Source organism: Bacteroidota bacterium (assembly GCA_021300195.1).
Lineage (GTDB): Bacteria > Bacteroidota > Bacteroidia > J057 > JAJTIE01 > JAJTIE01.
This window is the reverse complement of record JAJTIE010000010.1, coordinates 38,701-52,367: the sequence shown is the minus strand read 5'-3', so window position 1 is coordinate 52,367 and position 13,667 is coordinate 38,701. Positions and strand designations below refer to the sequence as shown.

Sequence of the window (13,667 nt, the reverse complement as noted above, 5' to 3'; positions counted from 1 at the left end):
GCTACGGCGCTATTGTGCTACTGCTGCACCACTAGCTTGAAGCTTTTGCCTGGCGTTACCAAGGCATACAAGCCAGCAGGCAGGCCTCGGGTGTCTATCTCCTTGCCCTTGCCACTGCCTACCTGCTGTCCCTTCAGGTCCCACAGGGTGTAGGTGGCGTCCTGGCTCAGGTAGTACTGTCGGTTGGCAGGGTGGTACAGCAGCTTCAGTTGGGTAGCCGGGCCGGATACATACACGATGGGTCTGCTCTCCAGCTCGTTGCCATCCAGGTCCAGGGCCTGCAGCTGCAGGTAGTGCACCTGGCCGTCGCCCAGGGGTAGGCTCTCCAAGTCGAAGCTGCCTGCCTGCTCGCCCGCTAACAGCTGGCTAGCCAGGGCCTCGCCCCGCAGCAGCTTGCCGTCCAGCGGGTGCAGGCGCATGCGGGTCAGCTGCGCCTCGCCACTATAGTGCCAGCTGAGGCGGCCCGCCTCGGTGGCGGCCTTCAGGTCGTTGGTGATGGCGAGGGGGATATTGCAGCCGCCAACTATAAGCCCAACTACAATCAAATTTACTACACTCGGAGTTGTTATAGTCCAGGTAGAGCATCGCTCTTGTCCCATATCGGTAAAAGTATGTGTCACCGTGAGCGGCCCACCTGATGGAGATGTTCCGAATATACCAGATGCAGTTAGCAGATAATCTGTTCCTCCTGTTGGATCATCTTCATTGTCGCATAGCTCGAAAATAACAGGGGAGTTTGCCGTTGAGATATTAAAACTTATAATCCCATTATTCATTGGATCTCCGAGTCTCGGAGAAAAATTATCAATAAGTGAAGTGGCTGACTGCTGACAATTCAACGTAAGCGACCCCCCCTGCGCAATAGCTCCCCCGGCTGGCCATAGCAGGAAACCCAGTAAAAGAAAAGAGCAAGTGTAGGAGATAAGGCGCTTAATCATGCGTTTTGTGTAGGTGTGTAGGCTTGCGTGTATCTATCGTTACCCGGGCAAATTTAGTAAGAAAATCCATTAGGCTCTTTAACTTTTGCGCCCTCCCTACGTGTTAAAAATCTGCAGCGGTGGCCGTATGGCGTATCTGTGCCGAGTAGGGGGCACCGGCGTGTGGCGAGTTTGTATCTTTGCCTACCCGCTGCCTGGGTATGCCCGGGTAGGGGGATAATAGGGATTATGCTACAGCAAGACGAACACTTTATGCAGATGGCCTACCGGCTGGCCGAGGAGGCCTATGCGGCCCAGGAGGTGCCCATAGGGGCGGTGGTGGCGCATGGCTACCGAGTGCTGGGCAAGGGCTATAACCAGGTGGAGCGCCTGCAGGACCCCACTGCGCATGCCGAGATGCTGGCCCTGACAGCGGCTAGCCAGGCCGTGGGGGGCAAGTACCTGCCCGACTGCACCCTGTACGTTACCCTGGAGCCCTGCCCCATGTGTGCCGGTGCCCTGCGCTGGAGCCAGATAGGCCGCATAGTATACGGCGCGGCCGACGACAAGTATGGCTACTGCCGACACAGCCCCAGCCTGCTGCACCCCCGCACCCAGGTGGCCAGCGGCCTGCTGGCCACCGAGTGTGCAGCCCTGCTGCGGTCCTTTTTTCAGGCTAAACGCGCTGGTTTATGAAGATGACCCACCGGCTGGCCCTGCTCATCCTGGTCGTGTGTGCCCTGGTGTGGGGCAGCAGCTTCATCCTGATGAAGCGGGGGCTGGTGGTGTTTACGGCCAGCCAGGTGGCGGCCCTACGCATTGGTTTTGCCGGCCTGGGTTTTGCACCCATCATCCTGTACCGGCTGCTGCGCCACCGGCGCAGGCTACCCTACGGGCGCCTGCTGTTTGGCACCGCCATTGGTAATTTGATTCCGGCCTTTCTGTTCTCGCTGGCGCAAACACGGCTGCAGAGTGGCACCACCGGTGTGCTGAATACCCTTACGCCACTGAGTGCCATGCTGCTAGGCCTGCTGCTGTATGGGCAGCCCTTTCGTGCGCAAAAGCTGGTGGGCGTACTGCTGGGGCTGGCTGGCGCCAGCCTGCTGGTGCTGCTGGATGCCCGGCCCGGCGGAGACCTCCTGTATGCCCTGCTGGTGGTGCTGGCCACCCTGCTGTATGGGCTGCATACCAACTATGTGAAGTTTCGCATCCACGGCGTTTCCACGCTGGAGGTGTCGGGCTTCGGCCTGGTGGTGTTTGCCCTGCCGGCCCTGCTAGGGGTGTTGTTGTTTACCCCCACGCAGGGGCTGGCCCAGCACCCGCATTTTTGGCACAGCCTGCTGGCACTAGTGGTGCTGGGGGTGGTGGGCACCAGCTTTGTTCTCTGGCTTTTTTTTCAGGCGCTGAAGGTGCTCAGCCCGGTAGCGGCCACCAGTGTTACGTACCTGATGCCCGTGGTAGCCCTCTTCTGGGGCACGCTGGATGGTGAGCCCATCCTGCTGTGGCACGGCTTTGGGCTAGCGGCCATCCTGCTGGGGGTGTGGCTGGTGAGCCGGGTGGGGCCCAGGGGCTAGCTGGGGGCTAGCTGCCCTGGCGCAGGGCCTCTATGGGGTCTAGCCGCGCGGCCCGGCGGGCGGGGTAGTAGCCACTAAGGATGCCCACCAGCAGGCATAGCCCTATGCTGAGCAGGATCCAGCCCCAGGGCAGCACAAAGGCCGTGCCCATGGCCATGCCCACCAGGGCCGCCATGCCCAGCCCCAGCCCGATGCCCACCAGCCCCCCCAGCTGGCAGATAACCACCGCCTCGGTAAGGAACTGCTGCCGGATGGCAGCCCGCGTGGCCCCCAGGCTTTTGCGCAGGCCTATCTCCATGGTGCGGTCGCTTACGCTCACCAGCATTATGTTCATCAGCCCCACCCCGGCCCCCAGCAGGGTAATAACGGCAATGGCCGTGGCACTCCAGGTAAGAATGCGCAGGTTGCGCAGCAGGCTATCTATAAAGGCATCGCTTTTCACGATGGCAAAGTTATCGGCCCGGGTGGGGTGCAGCCTGCGCACCCGGCGCATGTGCCCGCGTGCGGCCTCGGCCACTGCAGCCAGCTGTGGGGCGCTGGGCACATACACACTTACCTCCGTACTCTGGCCAGGATAATGGGCCAGGGCGGTGGAGAGGGGGATGACCGCCACCTTATCGCCCTGGCTGCCAAAGCCGCTGCCTTTTTCGGCAAACACGCCCACCACCCTGTACTGGTGGCTGCCCACCTGCACGGCCTGGCCCAGCCCCCCGCTGCCGGTGCCAAACAGCCGCTGGTAAACCGCCCAGCCCAGCACCGCTACGGCCCGATGCTCCGCCAGGTCCTCGGGGGTGATGAAGCGGCCCAGGGCCAGCTGGTACGTCTGTACTTGCAGAAAGGCGGGGTCTGCACCCTGTACAAACACATTGGGGTTGGTGGTATGCTGCCGGTAGCGCACCCGCACCGGCAGGGCGGTGGGGTAGCTCAGGCTTACCACCGCTACCCCCTGCATGCGCTGCTGAAAGGCCCGCGCCTCTCGGTAGGTGATGGCCGGAAAGTCGGCCTGCTGCCCACGTCCCCGCATGCGTATCCTCCCCTCCCGGTTCTGTACCCGGAAGGTATTGGCCCCCAGGGTGCTGAAGCTGCTCATCAGGTAGTACTTCACGCTGTCTATGCTGGTGAGCACCCCCACAATGGCCATTACCCCAAAGCCAATGATGAGCAGGGTAAGCCCCGCGCGCAGCCGCTGCCTCCGCAGGGCGGCCAGGGCCTCGTGCAGGTTGAAGAGTAGCCTGCTCATGCCCCTTTACACTCAGGGTATTGCTTGGGAGCCATAGGAGTCATAGTACGGCAATATAGGGCACCAGGCCGGCTGTGTGCAAGTAGGATGCGGGGGGAGCCAGGTACCCCATGCCCTGTTTCATCGCATTGCAGGGTGCAGGCTACTCTTCATTTCCCTCGGTTTTTTTACGGTACGGTCGGTGTCGGCTACCATTTTTTGTTTTCATGTGAAACCAAACTGGCATGCCTTTCGATTTTTAACCACAGCATGGGCGTACGCTCCTTTTGGTTAGGGCGTACAGGTCGGGGCCGCTTCTTGCTGCAGGCAGTTCGTTCTTTTTTAGACTTTAGTGTATATCTTAAGATTATATTCAGTAACTTTGTTTGCGTTAATCAACTTTGTTCTCGTTAATTATCTTTATTTACGGTGATAAGTAATTATTTATGGTTCGTCTGATTGGTTTTCTCTTCCGCCCCTGCTGTAGGGGTTTGGCCTGCGCAAAGTGGGCTTTGCCGATTTTCCTGACGCTGTTTTTCATCCACGGCTGCTCCGATCCCTTTGACTACAGCCCCTTTGAGGTAGATGTGCCCCGCGAGGCACGCGGGCAGACAGACAAGAACCTGGGCCGCCTGCTGAATACGGACAAGGCCCGCGATACCACTGCCACGGTGCGTATAGGCCTGCTGGCAGATGCGCACTACCATTTTCAGGACATAAAGGAGCTGGTGAACCAGCTGAATGGCGAGTCGGTAGACTTTGTGATTGTATTGGGCGACATTGTAGACCAGGGACTGGTATCGGAGTTTGAGATCCTGGAAGACGTGCTAAATGACCTGAAGATGCCCTACCTGACGGTGATTGGCAACCACGAGTATCTGGCAAACGGAGAGGACATATACGATCAGCTGTATGGCAGCCGCAACTACAGCTTCAGCTACGCGGGCTACCACTTTATAGCCTGGGACGATGTGTACTGGGAAAAGAACGGCACACCCGACTGGGACTGGCTGGAGAGCCGGCTGAAACAGACAGACCGAGGCACGCCCATCCTGCTGGCACACATCCCCCCCTGGGGAGACCAGTTCCCCGAGGCCGACGAGGCGCGCTATGTGGCCCTGACTGAGCAGTATGGGGTGCAGGCTTCGCTACACGGACACAAGCACCAGTTTGGTATAGAAAACTACAACAATGATATCCTGTACGCCACCGTGCCTGCTGTAGACAAGCTTTCGTATGGCATCCTGACCCTGGAGAACGGCCAGGTACGCCTGGAGCAAAGGTTTAAACGATAAATACACGGTACCCCAAAGCATTTATGATCCGGTTCATTTTCCTCCTGTGTGTGGGCTTGGCGGGCTTCGGCCCGGCCATGCTGCCCGCTGCCACCTCGGGCCCCCATGCGTACCGCCCTGGTCCCCCGCTTTTTTCCACCCCAGCAGATCCGGATAGCACCCGGCACCCCATGCGCCTGTGGGCATTCGTACCCCACTGGGGTCAGTTCCAGTTTGCCGGAAACATCGGCTTCCTGTCGGCAGGTGCAGGCTACACCTTCTGGCGGCAGCGCCTGCAGGCTAGCCTGCTGTATGGCTATCTGCCCCGGTCGGTAGGCGGTGCACGGGTGCATACCTTTAGCCTGAAGGCAAACGTGGCCATCTGGAAGCTGCGCCTGCAAAACTCGGTGCTGCAGCCCTATCTGGGGGGCACGTTCAGCTGGGATACCGGCCTGAACGGATGGACTCGCCTGCCCGATCATTTTCCCGGCGGGTATTATCCCACTACGGCCTTCCACGGTACGGCCTACGGGGGCCTGCGCTGGTTCCCCATGGCGGGCGGGCGGGCAGATTTTGGGGCCACACCCAGCCTGTATGTGGAGTCTGGCCTGCTCACCTCCTCGCTCTGGTACCTTATCGACTCTCGGGTAGCGCGTCGCAGCCTGCCCGCTCTGTTCAGCCTGGCGGTAGGGGCCTCGGTTCCCCTCTTCCCCGCCCGCCGGGCCGCGCTTTCCAGGTAATGCTGGCAGCAGCGTGTCTGTTCGTATTTTTTGTAACCAAATGACTGCTTTTTCGTATTTTCCTATGATATTTGTCATCTTATGGTTGCCAAAATACCCAACAGCGCGGATGCCGTACCGGTAGATGCTTATAGCTTTGATGACTCGCTGGGGCGGATCTGCAAGCAGATAAATGACTGCATCGGCCACATCCTGCGTTTCAAGCTGGATCAGGCACATGTGGATCTTAGCACGGATGAGTGGACAGTTCTGGCCTATCTATTTGAATATGAGGGCCTGAAGCAGAACCAGATAGCCGCCGCCGTGGGCCGCGACAAAACCGCCATAAACCGCCTGATAGACGGCCTGGAGCACAAAAGCCTGGTACGCCGCCAGCAGGATCCGGAGGATAAGCGCATCAACCAGGTAGTACTTACGCCCCAGGCCGAGCAAATGAAGGCCCGCCTGCACAGGCTGGCTGCCGACACGCTGGCCATTGCCTGGGGTGGCGTAGCCGAGGCGGATAAGCAAGCCACGCTGCGCGTACTGAAGCAGATATTGGCCAACGTGAGCTGCTCTTCGGTGTTCGACCATGTATCGAACCTGGATGGGCTAGATAGGCCCGAGCACCCGGCCCACTAGCCCTCCTATCCGGTGTGTGGCCCGCTGCGGTGGCCTTGCGCCCCGGGTTTTTGGCCATAGGCTGCACGGGTGCCTTGCAAGGGGCTCGTGTGTGGGCTAATATAGCTAAATTGCGCCCCCGGATACCCCCCCTCTGCCTCTGCATGCGCCTTCAGTTCAAGCGAAAATTTGATTCGGTTGCCAGTGGCTGGTTCAGCTGGCTCTTTGTGGCCGCTGCCCGCCTGCTGGGCGCACTCCTGCACCGCGACCATAGCCTGCAGCCGCCCCCGCGCCGCATTATCTTCATCAAGATACTGGGCCTGGGCAGTGTGTTTATGGCCGCCGATGCCATAGCCCGGGTGCGTGCCCGCTACCCGGATGCCCGGCTGATCATGATATGCGGCAGCGGGCTGCGGCCGGGCCTGGAGCCCCTGGGCCTCTTCGATGAGCTATGGGAAATAAAAGACCGGCGCTTTGGCTCGCTGCTGGTGTCGGCCCTGCACTGCCTGTGGCGGTCGTGGCGCCAGCCCGGCCACACGTGGACAGTGGACCTGGAGGTGTATAGCCGCCTGACCTCACTCTTCTCCCTGCTCACCTGCGCGGTCAATCGGTTTGGCTTTCAGCTGGAGGTAGTGCCCTTCCGGCAGCACCTGCATACGCACCGGGTGTATTTTAACCGATTCAGGCCCATACACGAAAACTACCTGAAGCTGGCCGAGGCCCTGGGGGCCGGTGCGGAGGTCCGCTTTGGCCTACAGGCATGGCCGGTGCCGCGCCCCGCCGCCCCCTACCGCTACCTGGCGCTGAACAACACCTGCAGCGAGCTGAGCCTGGAGCGAAAGCTGCCCGAGCAGCAGCTGGCCTGGGTGCTGGAGTGTGTGCTGGCGCAGGCAGACTATGAGGTGCTGCTAGTGGGTGCACCCGCCGATGCCGCCGCCTACGAGCGCTTTCTGGACCGCCACCCTGCACTGCGCAGCCGTGTGCACAACCGGGCCGGGGCCTGGCCCTTTGGGCAGTACTACCACACCCTGTACACGCACTGTGCGGGCATGATCAGCATAGACAGTGCCCCCCTGCACATTGCCCGCGCCCTGGGGCTGCCGGTCCTCTCCTTCTGGGGCCCTACGCACCCCGAGCACTACCTGGGTGCCCGCACCCCGGGCCTGGATCAGGTGGTGTACCTGGCACCCGCCTGCTCGCCCTGCGTGCACCACACCACAGAGCTACCCTGCGGGGGCGACAACCACTGCATGAAGCACCTCAGCCAGTCGCTTATCCAGCACCATGTTACCCACTACCTACACACCCTCCGCCCTGTCGGCCTGGCCTAGGCAGCTGTGGGCCCGCCCTCGCCACCGGTTTATTCTGCTGGCTATCTTCGCTGCCGCCTTTGCCCTCATCCTGCTGCGCACCGCCACCGTACCCCTGCATGATAACAAGGCACGATCCAGCATACGGGGCGACCAGTACTCGGACGTGAACACCTATAGTGCGGCTCGCTATTTTCGCGACCACGGTTTTGCCCATACCTATGGCCTGCCCGTGCACAAGTACAGCCCGACGCACCCGGCAGACAGCGCGATTGTGTATACCCACTACCCGGCCCTGCCCGACTGGGTGGCCGGCGCGGTATTTGCCCTTACGGGCACAGACCATGTGGCGTGGCTGCGGCTGGTGCCCATTCTGCTCTCGGTGTTTCTGTGTGGCTACGTGTTTACCCAGCTATCCTACTGGCTGCCCCATCCGGCCATGGCACTGTGGGGCGGGGCACTGGTGGTGCTGTCGCACTACTTCCTCTTTTTTGCCGATAGTTTTCACAAGCATGTGTACGAAGAGCTGTTTAAGTGGCTCTTCGTTTTCGGCCTGCTGGCCTACTACCGCGACCGAAAGCTGGGCCAACTGCTGCTGTGTGCCCTGTGGTACGCGCTGGCGGCACATAGCTCCTTCGAGCCGGTGGTGTACCTGGCCGTGGTGGCACTGGGTTTCAGCTGGGTGTACACGGGCAGCCCGCTGCGCTGGCCGGTATTTGTACTGGGTGCAAGTGCGGCACTCAGCGTAGCCCTCCATTTCTATACCGTATACCTGTACTGGGGCAGCTGGCAGGGCCTGATGAATGACCTTACGCAGTCGGCCCTGCACCGCATACAGGGTACCGGCCCCCTGGCCGAGGCGGGCAACCAGGCCCTGGGTCTGGGCCAGTATCTGCAGATTCCGTTCCAGTGGTTCAACCGGCCCGAGCGGCTGTTTATGCTGCCGGGTTGGGGCCTGCTTTTGCTCCTCCTGCTTGCTGGGCGCGGGCTGCGGCAGGTGGCACTGCCTGCACCAGCCGGCATCCGGCTGTGGCGCATTGGCCTGGTGCTGCTGCTAGCCACCCTAAGCTGGAGCCTGGTGATGCCCCAGCATTTTCTGGTTCACCTGTTTGTTACGCGCCACTGGGGCATCTTTTATGGGCTGATAGGTGGCTACTGCCTGCATGCCTATGCACAGGGCCTGTGCCGCAGCTGGGCTAGCCTGCGCCTGCCTGCCCGGCTACTCCACAGCCTGTTGATTGTGTATGTATTGGCTATGGCCATCAGCCAGCAGCTGTTGGACTGGTTTCGCCACGGCTTCCTATACCCCTTCCTACACCATTGAGGCCCAGGCCTGCGTGCGGGCTTTTCTTGGGTAGGCTGTTCCGCTGCCTACGGGTTTGGTGCTGCCTGTTTGGCCGCCACCAGCTCGGGCTTCAGGTACTGTCCGGTCAGGCTCTCGGGGCTGTCGGCTATGGCTTCGGGGGTGCCTGCTGCCAGTATGCGGCCCCCATTGCGGCCCCCGCGTGGCCCCAGGTCTACCACCCAGTCGGCTACCTTCACCACATCCAGGTTATGCTCTATTACCAGCACCGTATTGCCCTTCTCCACCAGCCGGTTCAGCACATCCAGCAGCACAGCTATATCCTGAAAGTGCAGGCCGGTAGTGGGCTCATCCAGGATGTAGAAGGTTTTGCCCGTCTGTTTCTTGCTTAGTTCCGTGGCTATCTTCATCCGCTGCGCCTCGCCTCCGCTCAGGGTGGTGGCTGCCTGGCCCAGGCGGACGTAGCCCAGCCCCACGTCGTACAGGGCCTGTATCCGGGTCTGTAGGTGGGGTATGGATTCGAAGAAGCCCATTGCGTCTTCCACGGTCATCTCCAGCACGTCGTGTATGCTTTTCCCCTTGTAGCGTATCTCCAGCGTCTCGCGGTTGTAGCGGCGGCCCCGGCAGGTGGGGCACAGCACATGCACATCCGGCAGGAAGTTCATCTCGATAACCTGCAGGCCCGCACCCTTGCAGGTTTCGCAGCGTCCGCCTTTTATGTTGAAGCTGAAGCGCCCGGGTTTGTAGCCGCGTATTTTGCTCTCCGGCAGCTCGGTAAATAGCTGGCGGATGAAGGTGAATAGGCCCGTGTAGGTGGCCGGGTTGCTGCGCGGTGTGCGGCCAATGGGCTTCTGGTCTATCTCGATTACCTTGTCTATGTGTTCCAGCCCCTCCACAGAGGTGTAGGGCAGGGCATTTTTTCGGAAACGGTAGCTGTGCTCGTGCAGGATGGGGTACAGGGTCTGGTTGATGAGCGAGCTTTTGCCGCTGCCACTCATGCCCGTTATGCACACAAAAAGTCCCAGGGGTACCTCCAGGTCTACCTGCTGCAGGTTGTGCCCGCTGGCCCCCAGCAGCCGCAGGTATTTGCTGCCGGGCGCTCGGCGGTTGTCGGGTAGGCGGATGGTTTTTCGTCCGCTGAGGTAGTCGGCCGTAAGGCCCCCCTGTGCCAGAAAGTGGGCCGGGGCACCCTGGCTAATGACACGGCCCCCATGTACCCCGGCACCGGGGCCAATGTCTACAATATAGTCGCTGGCCAGCATCATATCCCGGTCGTGCTCCACCACCAGCACCGTATTGCCCAGGTCTCTCAGCTCGTGCAGGCTGCGTATCAGGCGGGCATTGTCAGCCTGGTGCAGGCCAATGCTGGGCTCATCCAGGATGTAGAGCACGCCCATTAGCTGCGAGCCTATCTGCGTAGCCAGGCGGATGCGCTGTGCCTCGCCGCCGCTCAGGCTGCGGGTACTGCGGTCCAGGCTCAGGTATTCCAGCCCCACTTCCAGCAGGAAGCTTACCCGCTGGCGGATCTCCTTTAGCAGCTCGGTGGCTATCAGCCGCTGGCGTTCGCTCAGGCGGTCTTCCAGTCCATCCAGCCATTCGGCCAGCTGCTGCAGGTCTTTGCTCGCCACTTCCCATATATTGTGGTTGTCTATCTTGAACCACAGGCTCTCCTTGCGCAGGCGTGCCCCCTGGCAGGTGGGGCAGGGGTCGTACTGCAGGTATTGTTCTATCTCGGCCTTGGCCTGCTCCGAGCTGGCGTTCAGGTAGCGGATTTGCAGGAAGCTTTGCAGCCCCATGTAGCGCCCTTTTACAAACAGGGTTTCGTTGAAAAACTCGCGGTCGCGGTTGTAGTCAAAGGCCGGATCGCCGTACAGTACGTAGTGCACCAGCTCATCGGCCAGCTTGTGCACGGGCGTTTTTCCCAATTCGGGCTGCACTTTGGCCAGCTTCTTCAGCCCGTCCAGGATGGGTATCTCCAGCGCGTCGTCCATTGGCGGAATGGCTCCCTTCAGCAGGGTCTTTGTTGGCTCTGGCAGCAGGGCATCCCTTATCAGCGTTAGTACTTGGCCCAGGCCGCTACAGGTGGGGCAGGCTCCGTAGGGGCTGTTGAAGGAGAAGCTGTTCGGCTCCGGCTCGGGGTAGCTCAGGCCGGTTTCCGGGTCCATCAGGTCTCGGCAGTAGTAGGTGGTTTCTTCCGTATCGGGCACGTATACCAGCATGCTGCCCTTGCCATAGTTCAGCGCATCGGTTACGCTCTTGGTTAGCCGGCCCAGGCTTTTTTCATTCACCTGTATGCGGTCTATCACCACTTCTATGTCGTGTATCTTGTAGCGGTCCAGCTTCATGTCTGGCACCAGCTCCACCACAGTTCCGTCTATGCGGGCGCGCAGGTAGCCCTGTTTGCGCACCTTGTCTATTTCTTCGCGGTAGTGGCCCTTTCGTCCCTTTATCAGCGGTGCTAGCAGGTAGGTGGTTTGGTTTTCAAACTGTTCGCCTATGCGTTTCAGGATTTCTGCATCGCTCAGTTTTTCCATTTTTCGGCCAGTTTCGTAGCTGTAGGCTTCGGCTACGCGGGCATAGAGCAAGCGCAGGAAGTCGTACACCTCGGTGGTGGTGCCTACGGTGCTGCGGGGGTTTTTGCCGGTGGTTTTCTGGTCGATGGCAATAACCGGGCTCAGGCCGTCTATCTTGTCCACATCTGGCCGCTCCATGCTGCCCATAAACTGGCGGGCATAGGCGCTGAAGGTTTCCAGGTAGCGGCGCTGCCCTTCGGCAAACAGGGTGTCAAAGGCCAGGCTGCTCTTGCCACTGCCACTCACCCCGGTGATGACCAGCAGGCGGTTTCGGGGCAGGCTTAGGTCTATATTCTTCAGGTTGTGCGTGCGGGCACCCAGTATCTCCAGCGTGTTGCTCATGGTTTGTACTTCCTCGCTATCCTTCTTGCCTTGGCAAAAGTGCGCAAAAATAAAACGCCGGAGGCTGTGCTCCGGCGCAGGGTTTCGTATTTGGGGCAAGCACACACATGGCCGCCTGGCTATGCGTGTGCGCTGGCTGCATGGCCCTGTGCCCGGTAGGGCGGGCTAGTGGCGCTGCCTGTACGGCTATTGCTTTTTGGCAGCGAGGGCGGCCTCAAACTTTTCGATCAGTGGGCGGTTTGCCTCTTGCAGGGTGGTTTCCAGGCCACGTGCAGGCGGATTGAATTTGCGATTCAGGACTACCAGCTTGTGGCTGCGCTTGTTGCGGTAGAAGCGGATGTTCGGCTTTTTCATATTTCCAGGCTCAAGGGGGGCAAATATAGACTTTTTATTCTTACGTGGGCATACTTTGCACAGGTTCTGGCTTTTTTGCCCATCCGGTGTGTGTTTTTTTGTGCTGAATAGGGGCTAGCAGCGAATTTTCAGGCTGATATCCAGGCTTTTTACCGAATGCGTGAGTGCCCCCATGCTGATGAAGTCTACGCCCGTTTCGGCATAACTGCGGGCGTTTTCGGGGGTTATGCCCCCACTGGCTTCTGTGGGGATGCGCCCCCCAATGCGTGCCACGGCCTGCCGCAGGGTGTGCAGCGGCATATTGTCTAGCAGGATGCGGTCTGCCCCCCCCGCGTCCAGCACCTGCTGCACTTCTTCCAGGCTGCGGGTTTCTATCTCCACATCCAGTGTTAGGCCCTTGGCTAGCAGATAGGCCCGGGCATGGGCCAGGGCGGGCTGTATGCCTCCGCAGGCATCTATGTGGTTGTCTTTTATCAGGATCATGTCAAACAGGCCATAGCGGTGGTTTACACCGCCGCCTATCACCACGGCCCATTTTTCCAGGGTGCGGATGAGGGGGGTGGTTTTTCGGGTATCTAGCACCCGGCAGCCCGTTCCCTCCAGGGCCTGCACCACCCGATGGGTCTGGGTAGCTATCCCGCTCATGCGCTGCAGCACATTCAGCACCAGGCGCTCGCCCATCAGCAGGCTACGCACGCTGCCCGCCGCCCGGAAGAGTATATCGCCCGGCTGTACCTGCTCGCCGTCCATTTTTTGTACGTCCACTCGAACGCCGTCCATTTTTTGGTACACCCGCTGGGCAAAGCGGATGCCCGCTACGCGTCCACTCTCTTTCATCAGGCAGTGCGCTTCGCCTATCTGGCTGGCAGTCAGGGTAGCATAGCTGGTGTGGTCCAGGTGGTCCGGCCCCAGGTCTTCGGCCAGGGCAGCATCTATCAGCGCATCCAGGGCGGCATCGGTCAGGTAATTGTACATTTTTTAGGACAAAAAAACGGTCCTGCAAGATGCTCACAGAACCGTCTCATACACACAACATATTCCTTTTACTGCTCGCTCTCGAAGCGTATCTGCTCGATGAGGTAGCTGTTTCCGTTCTTTTTGATAAACACATTGGTATCGTAGCGCCCACGTGTGCTATAGTACTCACCTACTGCATAATAGGTATTGTTGCTGCTGCCGGTGTGCAGGATCTTGAAGCTGCGTACGGGGTGATCCTGAAAGAACTCTTTGATGACAAAGGTTGCCTGATCCTTGCTATACACATTGTCCTGGTCGTTTATCGTAACCTCTACCTGGCTGCCGAAGTAGGCTGAGAGGCTGCTGGCGTTGGCACCTGCTATGCTCCGCTCTATCTGGGCAAACACCTCCTGGGTGCCCTGTGCCTGCACCGGCTGTGCGGCAAAGGGGAGGCAGATGGCAATGAGGTAGATCAGTTTTCGCATACTTATGAACAAGCGAAAA

Annotated in this window: 13 protein-coding genes; 7 read left to right on the top strand and 6 right to left on the bottom strand. The window is 60.0% G+C overall.

Annotated features, from left to right (window positions below; translation table 11 throughout):
* Positions 1-17 precede the first annotated feature (17 nt).
* A complete protein-coding gene (locus tag LW884_03190) occupies positions 18-545 on the bottom strand; it encodes a hypothetical protein (protein ID MCE3007336.1) in 528 nt (175 codons plus the stop codon).
* A 621-nt stretch (positions 546-1,166) separates the two neighbouring features.
* Between LW884_03190 and LW884_03185 the strand changes: the two genes are divergently transcribed.
* Together LW884_03185 and LW884_03180 are read left to right on the top strand one after the other, a co-directional pair.
* On the top strand, positions 1,167-1,613 hold the full coding sequence (locus tag LW884_03185) for a nucleoside deaminase (GenBank protein MCE3007335.1): 447 nt from the start codon (positions 1,167-1,169) through the stop codon (positions 1,611-1,613).
* The gene (locus LW884_03180; protein MCE3007334.1) at positions 1,610-2,491 is read left to right on the top strand and encodes a DMT family transporter; all 882 of its coding nucleotides are present in this window, start codon (positions 1,610-1,612) and stop codon (positions 2,489-2,491) included. Before LW884_03185 ends, LW884_03180 begins: the two co-directional genes overlap by 4 nt.
* A 7-nt stretch (positions 2,492-2,498) precedes the next feature.
* Here the strand turns inward: LW884_03180 and LW884_03175 are convergent, their stop codons facing one another.
* Positions 2,499-3,731, bottom strand: coding sequence for an ABC transporter permease (locus LW884_03175; protein MCE3007333.1), 1,233 nt, complete (start codon positions 3,729-3,731; stop codon positions 2,499-2,501).
* Positions 3,732-4,222: 491 nt separating this feature from the next.
* Here LW884_03175 and LW884_03170 point away from each other — a divergent pair, with 491 nt between their 5' ends.
* The 5 genes from LW884_03170 to LW884_03150 all read left to right on the top strand — a co-directional run bounded on the left by LW884_03170 (position 4,223) and on the right by LW884_03150 (position 8,958).
* The gene (locus LW884_03170; GenBank protein MCE3007332.1) at positions 4,223-5,005 is read left to right on the top strand and encodes a metallophosphoesterase; all 783 of its coding nucleotides are present in this window, start codon (positions 4,223-4,225) and stop codon (positions 5,003-5,005) included.
* Between the two features lie 23 nt (positions 5,006-5,028).
* Positions 5,029-5,724: a hypothetical protein gene (locus LW884_03165; GenBank protein MCE3007331.1), complete on the top strand. Its 696-nt coding sequence runs from the start codon at positions 5,029-5,031 to the stop codon at positions 5,722-5,724.
* Between the two features lie 81 nt (positions 5,725-5,805).
* Positions 5,806-6,345, top strand: coding sequence for a MarR family winged helix-turn-helix transcriptional regulator (locus tag LW884_03160; protein MCE3007330.1), 540 nt, complete (start codon positions 5,806-5,808; stop codon positions 6,343-6,345).
* Between the two features lie 143 nt (positions 6,346-6,488).
* Positions 6,489-7,655 (top strand): hypothetical protein, encoded by a 1,167-nt coding sequence (locus tag LW884_03155; GenBank protein MCE3007329.1) that lies wholly within the window; start codon positions 6,489-6,491, stop codon positions 7,653-7,655.
* The gene (locus LW884_03150) at positions 7,609-8,958 is read left to right on the top strand and encodes a hypothetical protein (GenBank protein MCE3007328.1); all 1,350 of its coding nucleotides are present in this window, start codon (positions 7,609-7,611) and stop codon (positions 8,956-8,958) included. Before LW884_03155 ends, LW884_03150 begins: the two co-directional genes overlap by 47 nt.
* Before the next feature lie 47 nt (positions 8,959-9,005).
* Here LW884_03150 and uvrA read toward each other — a convergent pair whose 3' ends face one another.
* The 4 genes from uvrA to LW884_03130 form a co-directional block, all read right to left on the bottom strand.
* Positions 9,006-11,852, bottom strand: coding sequence for an excinuclease ABC subunit UvrA (gene uvrA, locus LW884_03145; protein MCE3007327.1), 2,847 nt, complete (start codon positions 11,850-11,852; stop codon positions 9,006-9,008).
* 186 nt (positions 11,853-12,038) lie between these two features.
* The gene (locus LW884_03140; protein MCE3007326.1) at positions 12,039-12,206 is read right to left on the bottom strand and encodes a hypothetical protein; all 168 of its coding nucleotides are present in this window, start codon (positions 12,204-12,206) and stop codon (positions 12,039-12,041) included.
* Positions 12,207-12,320: 114 nt separating this feature from the next.
* On the bottom strand, positions 12,321-13,181 hold the full coding sequence (nadC, locus tag LW884_03135; protein ID MCE3007325.1) for a carboxylating nicotinate-nucleotide diphosphorylase: 861 nt from the start codon (positions 13,179-13,181) through the stop codon (positions 12,321-12,323).
* Between the two features lie 68 nt (positions 13,182-13,249).
* Positions 13,250-13,648: a DUF4783 domain-containing protein gene (locus LW884_03130; protein MCE3007324.1), complete on the bottom strand. Its 399-nt coding sequence runs from the start codon at positions 13,646-13,648 to the stop codon at positions 13,250-13,252.
* Between the last annotated feature and the right edge of the window lie 19 nt (positions 13,649-13,667).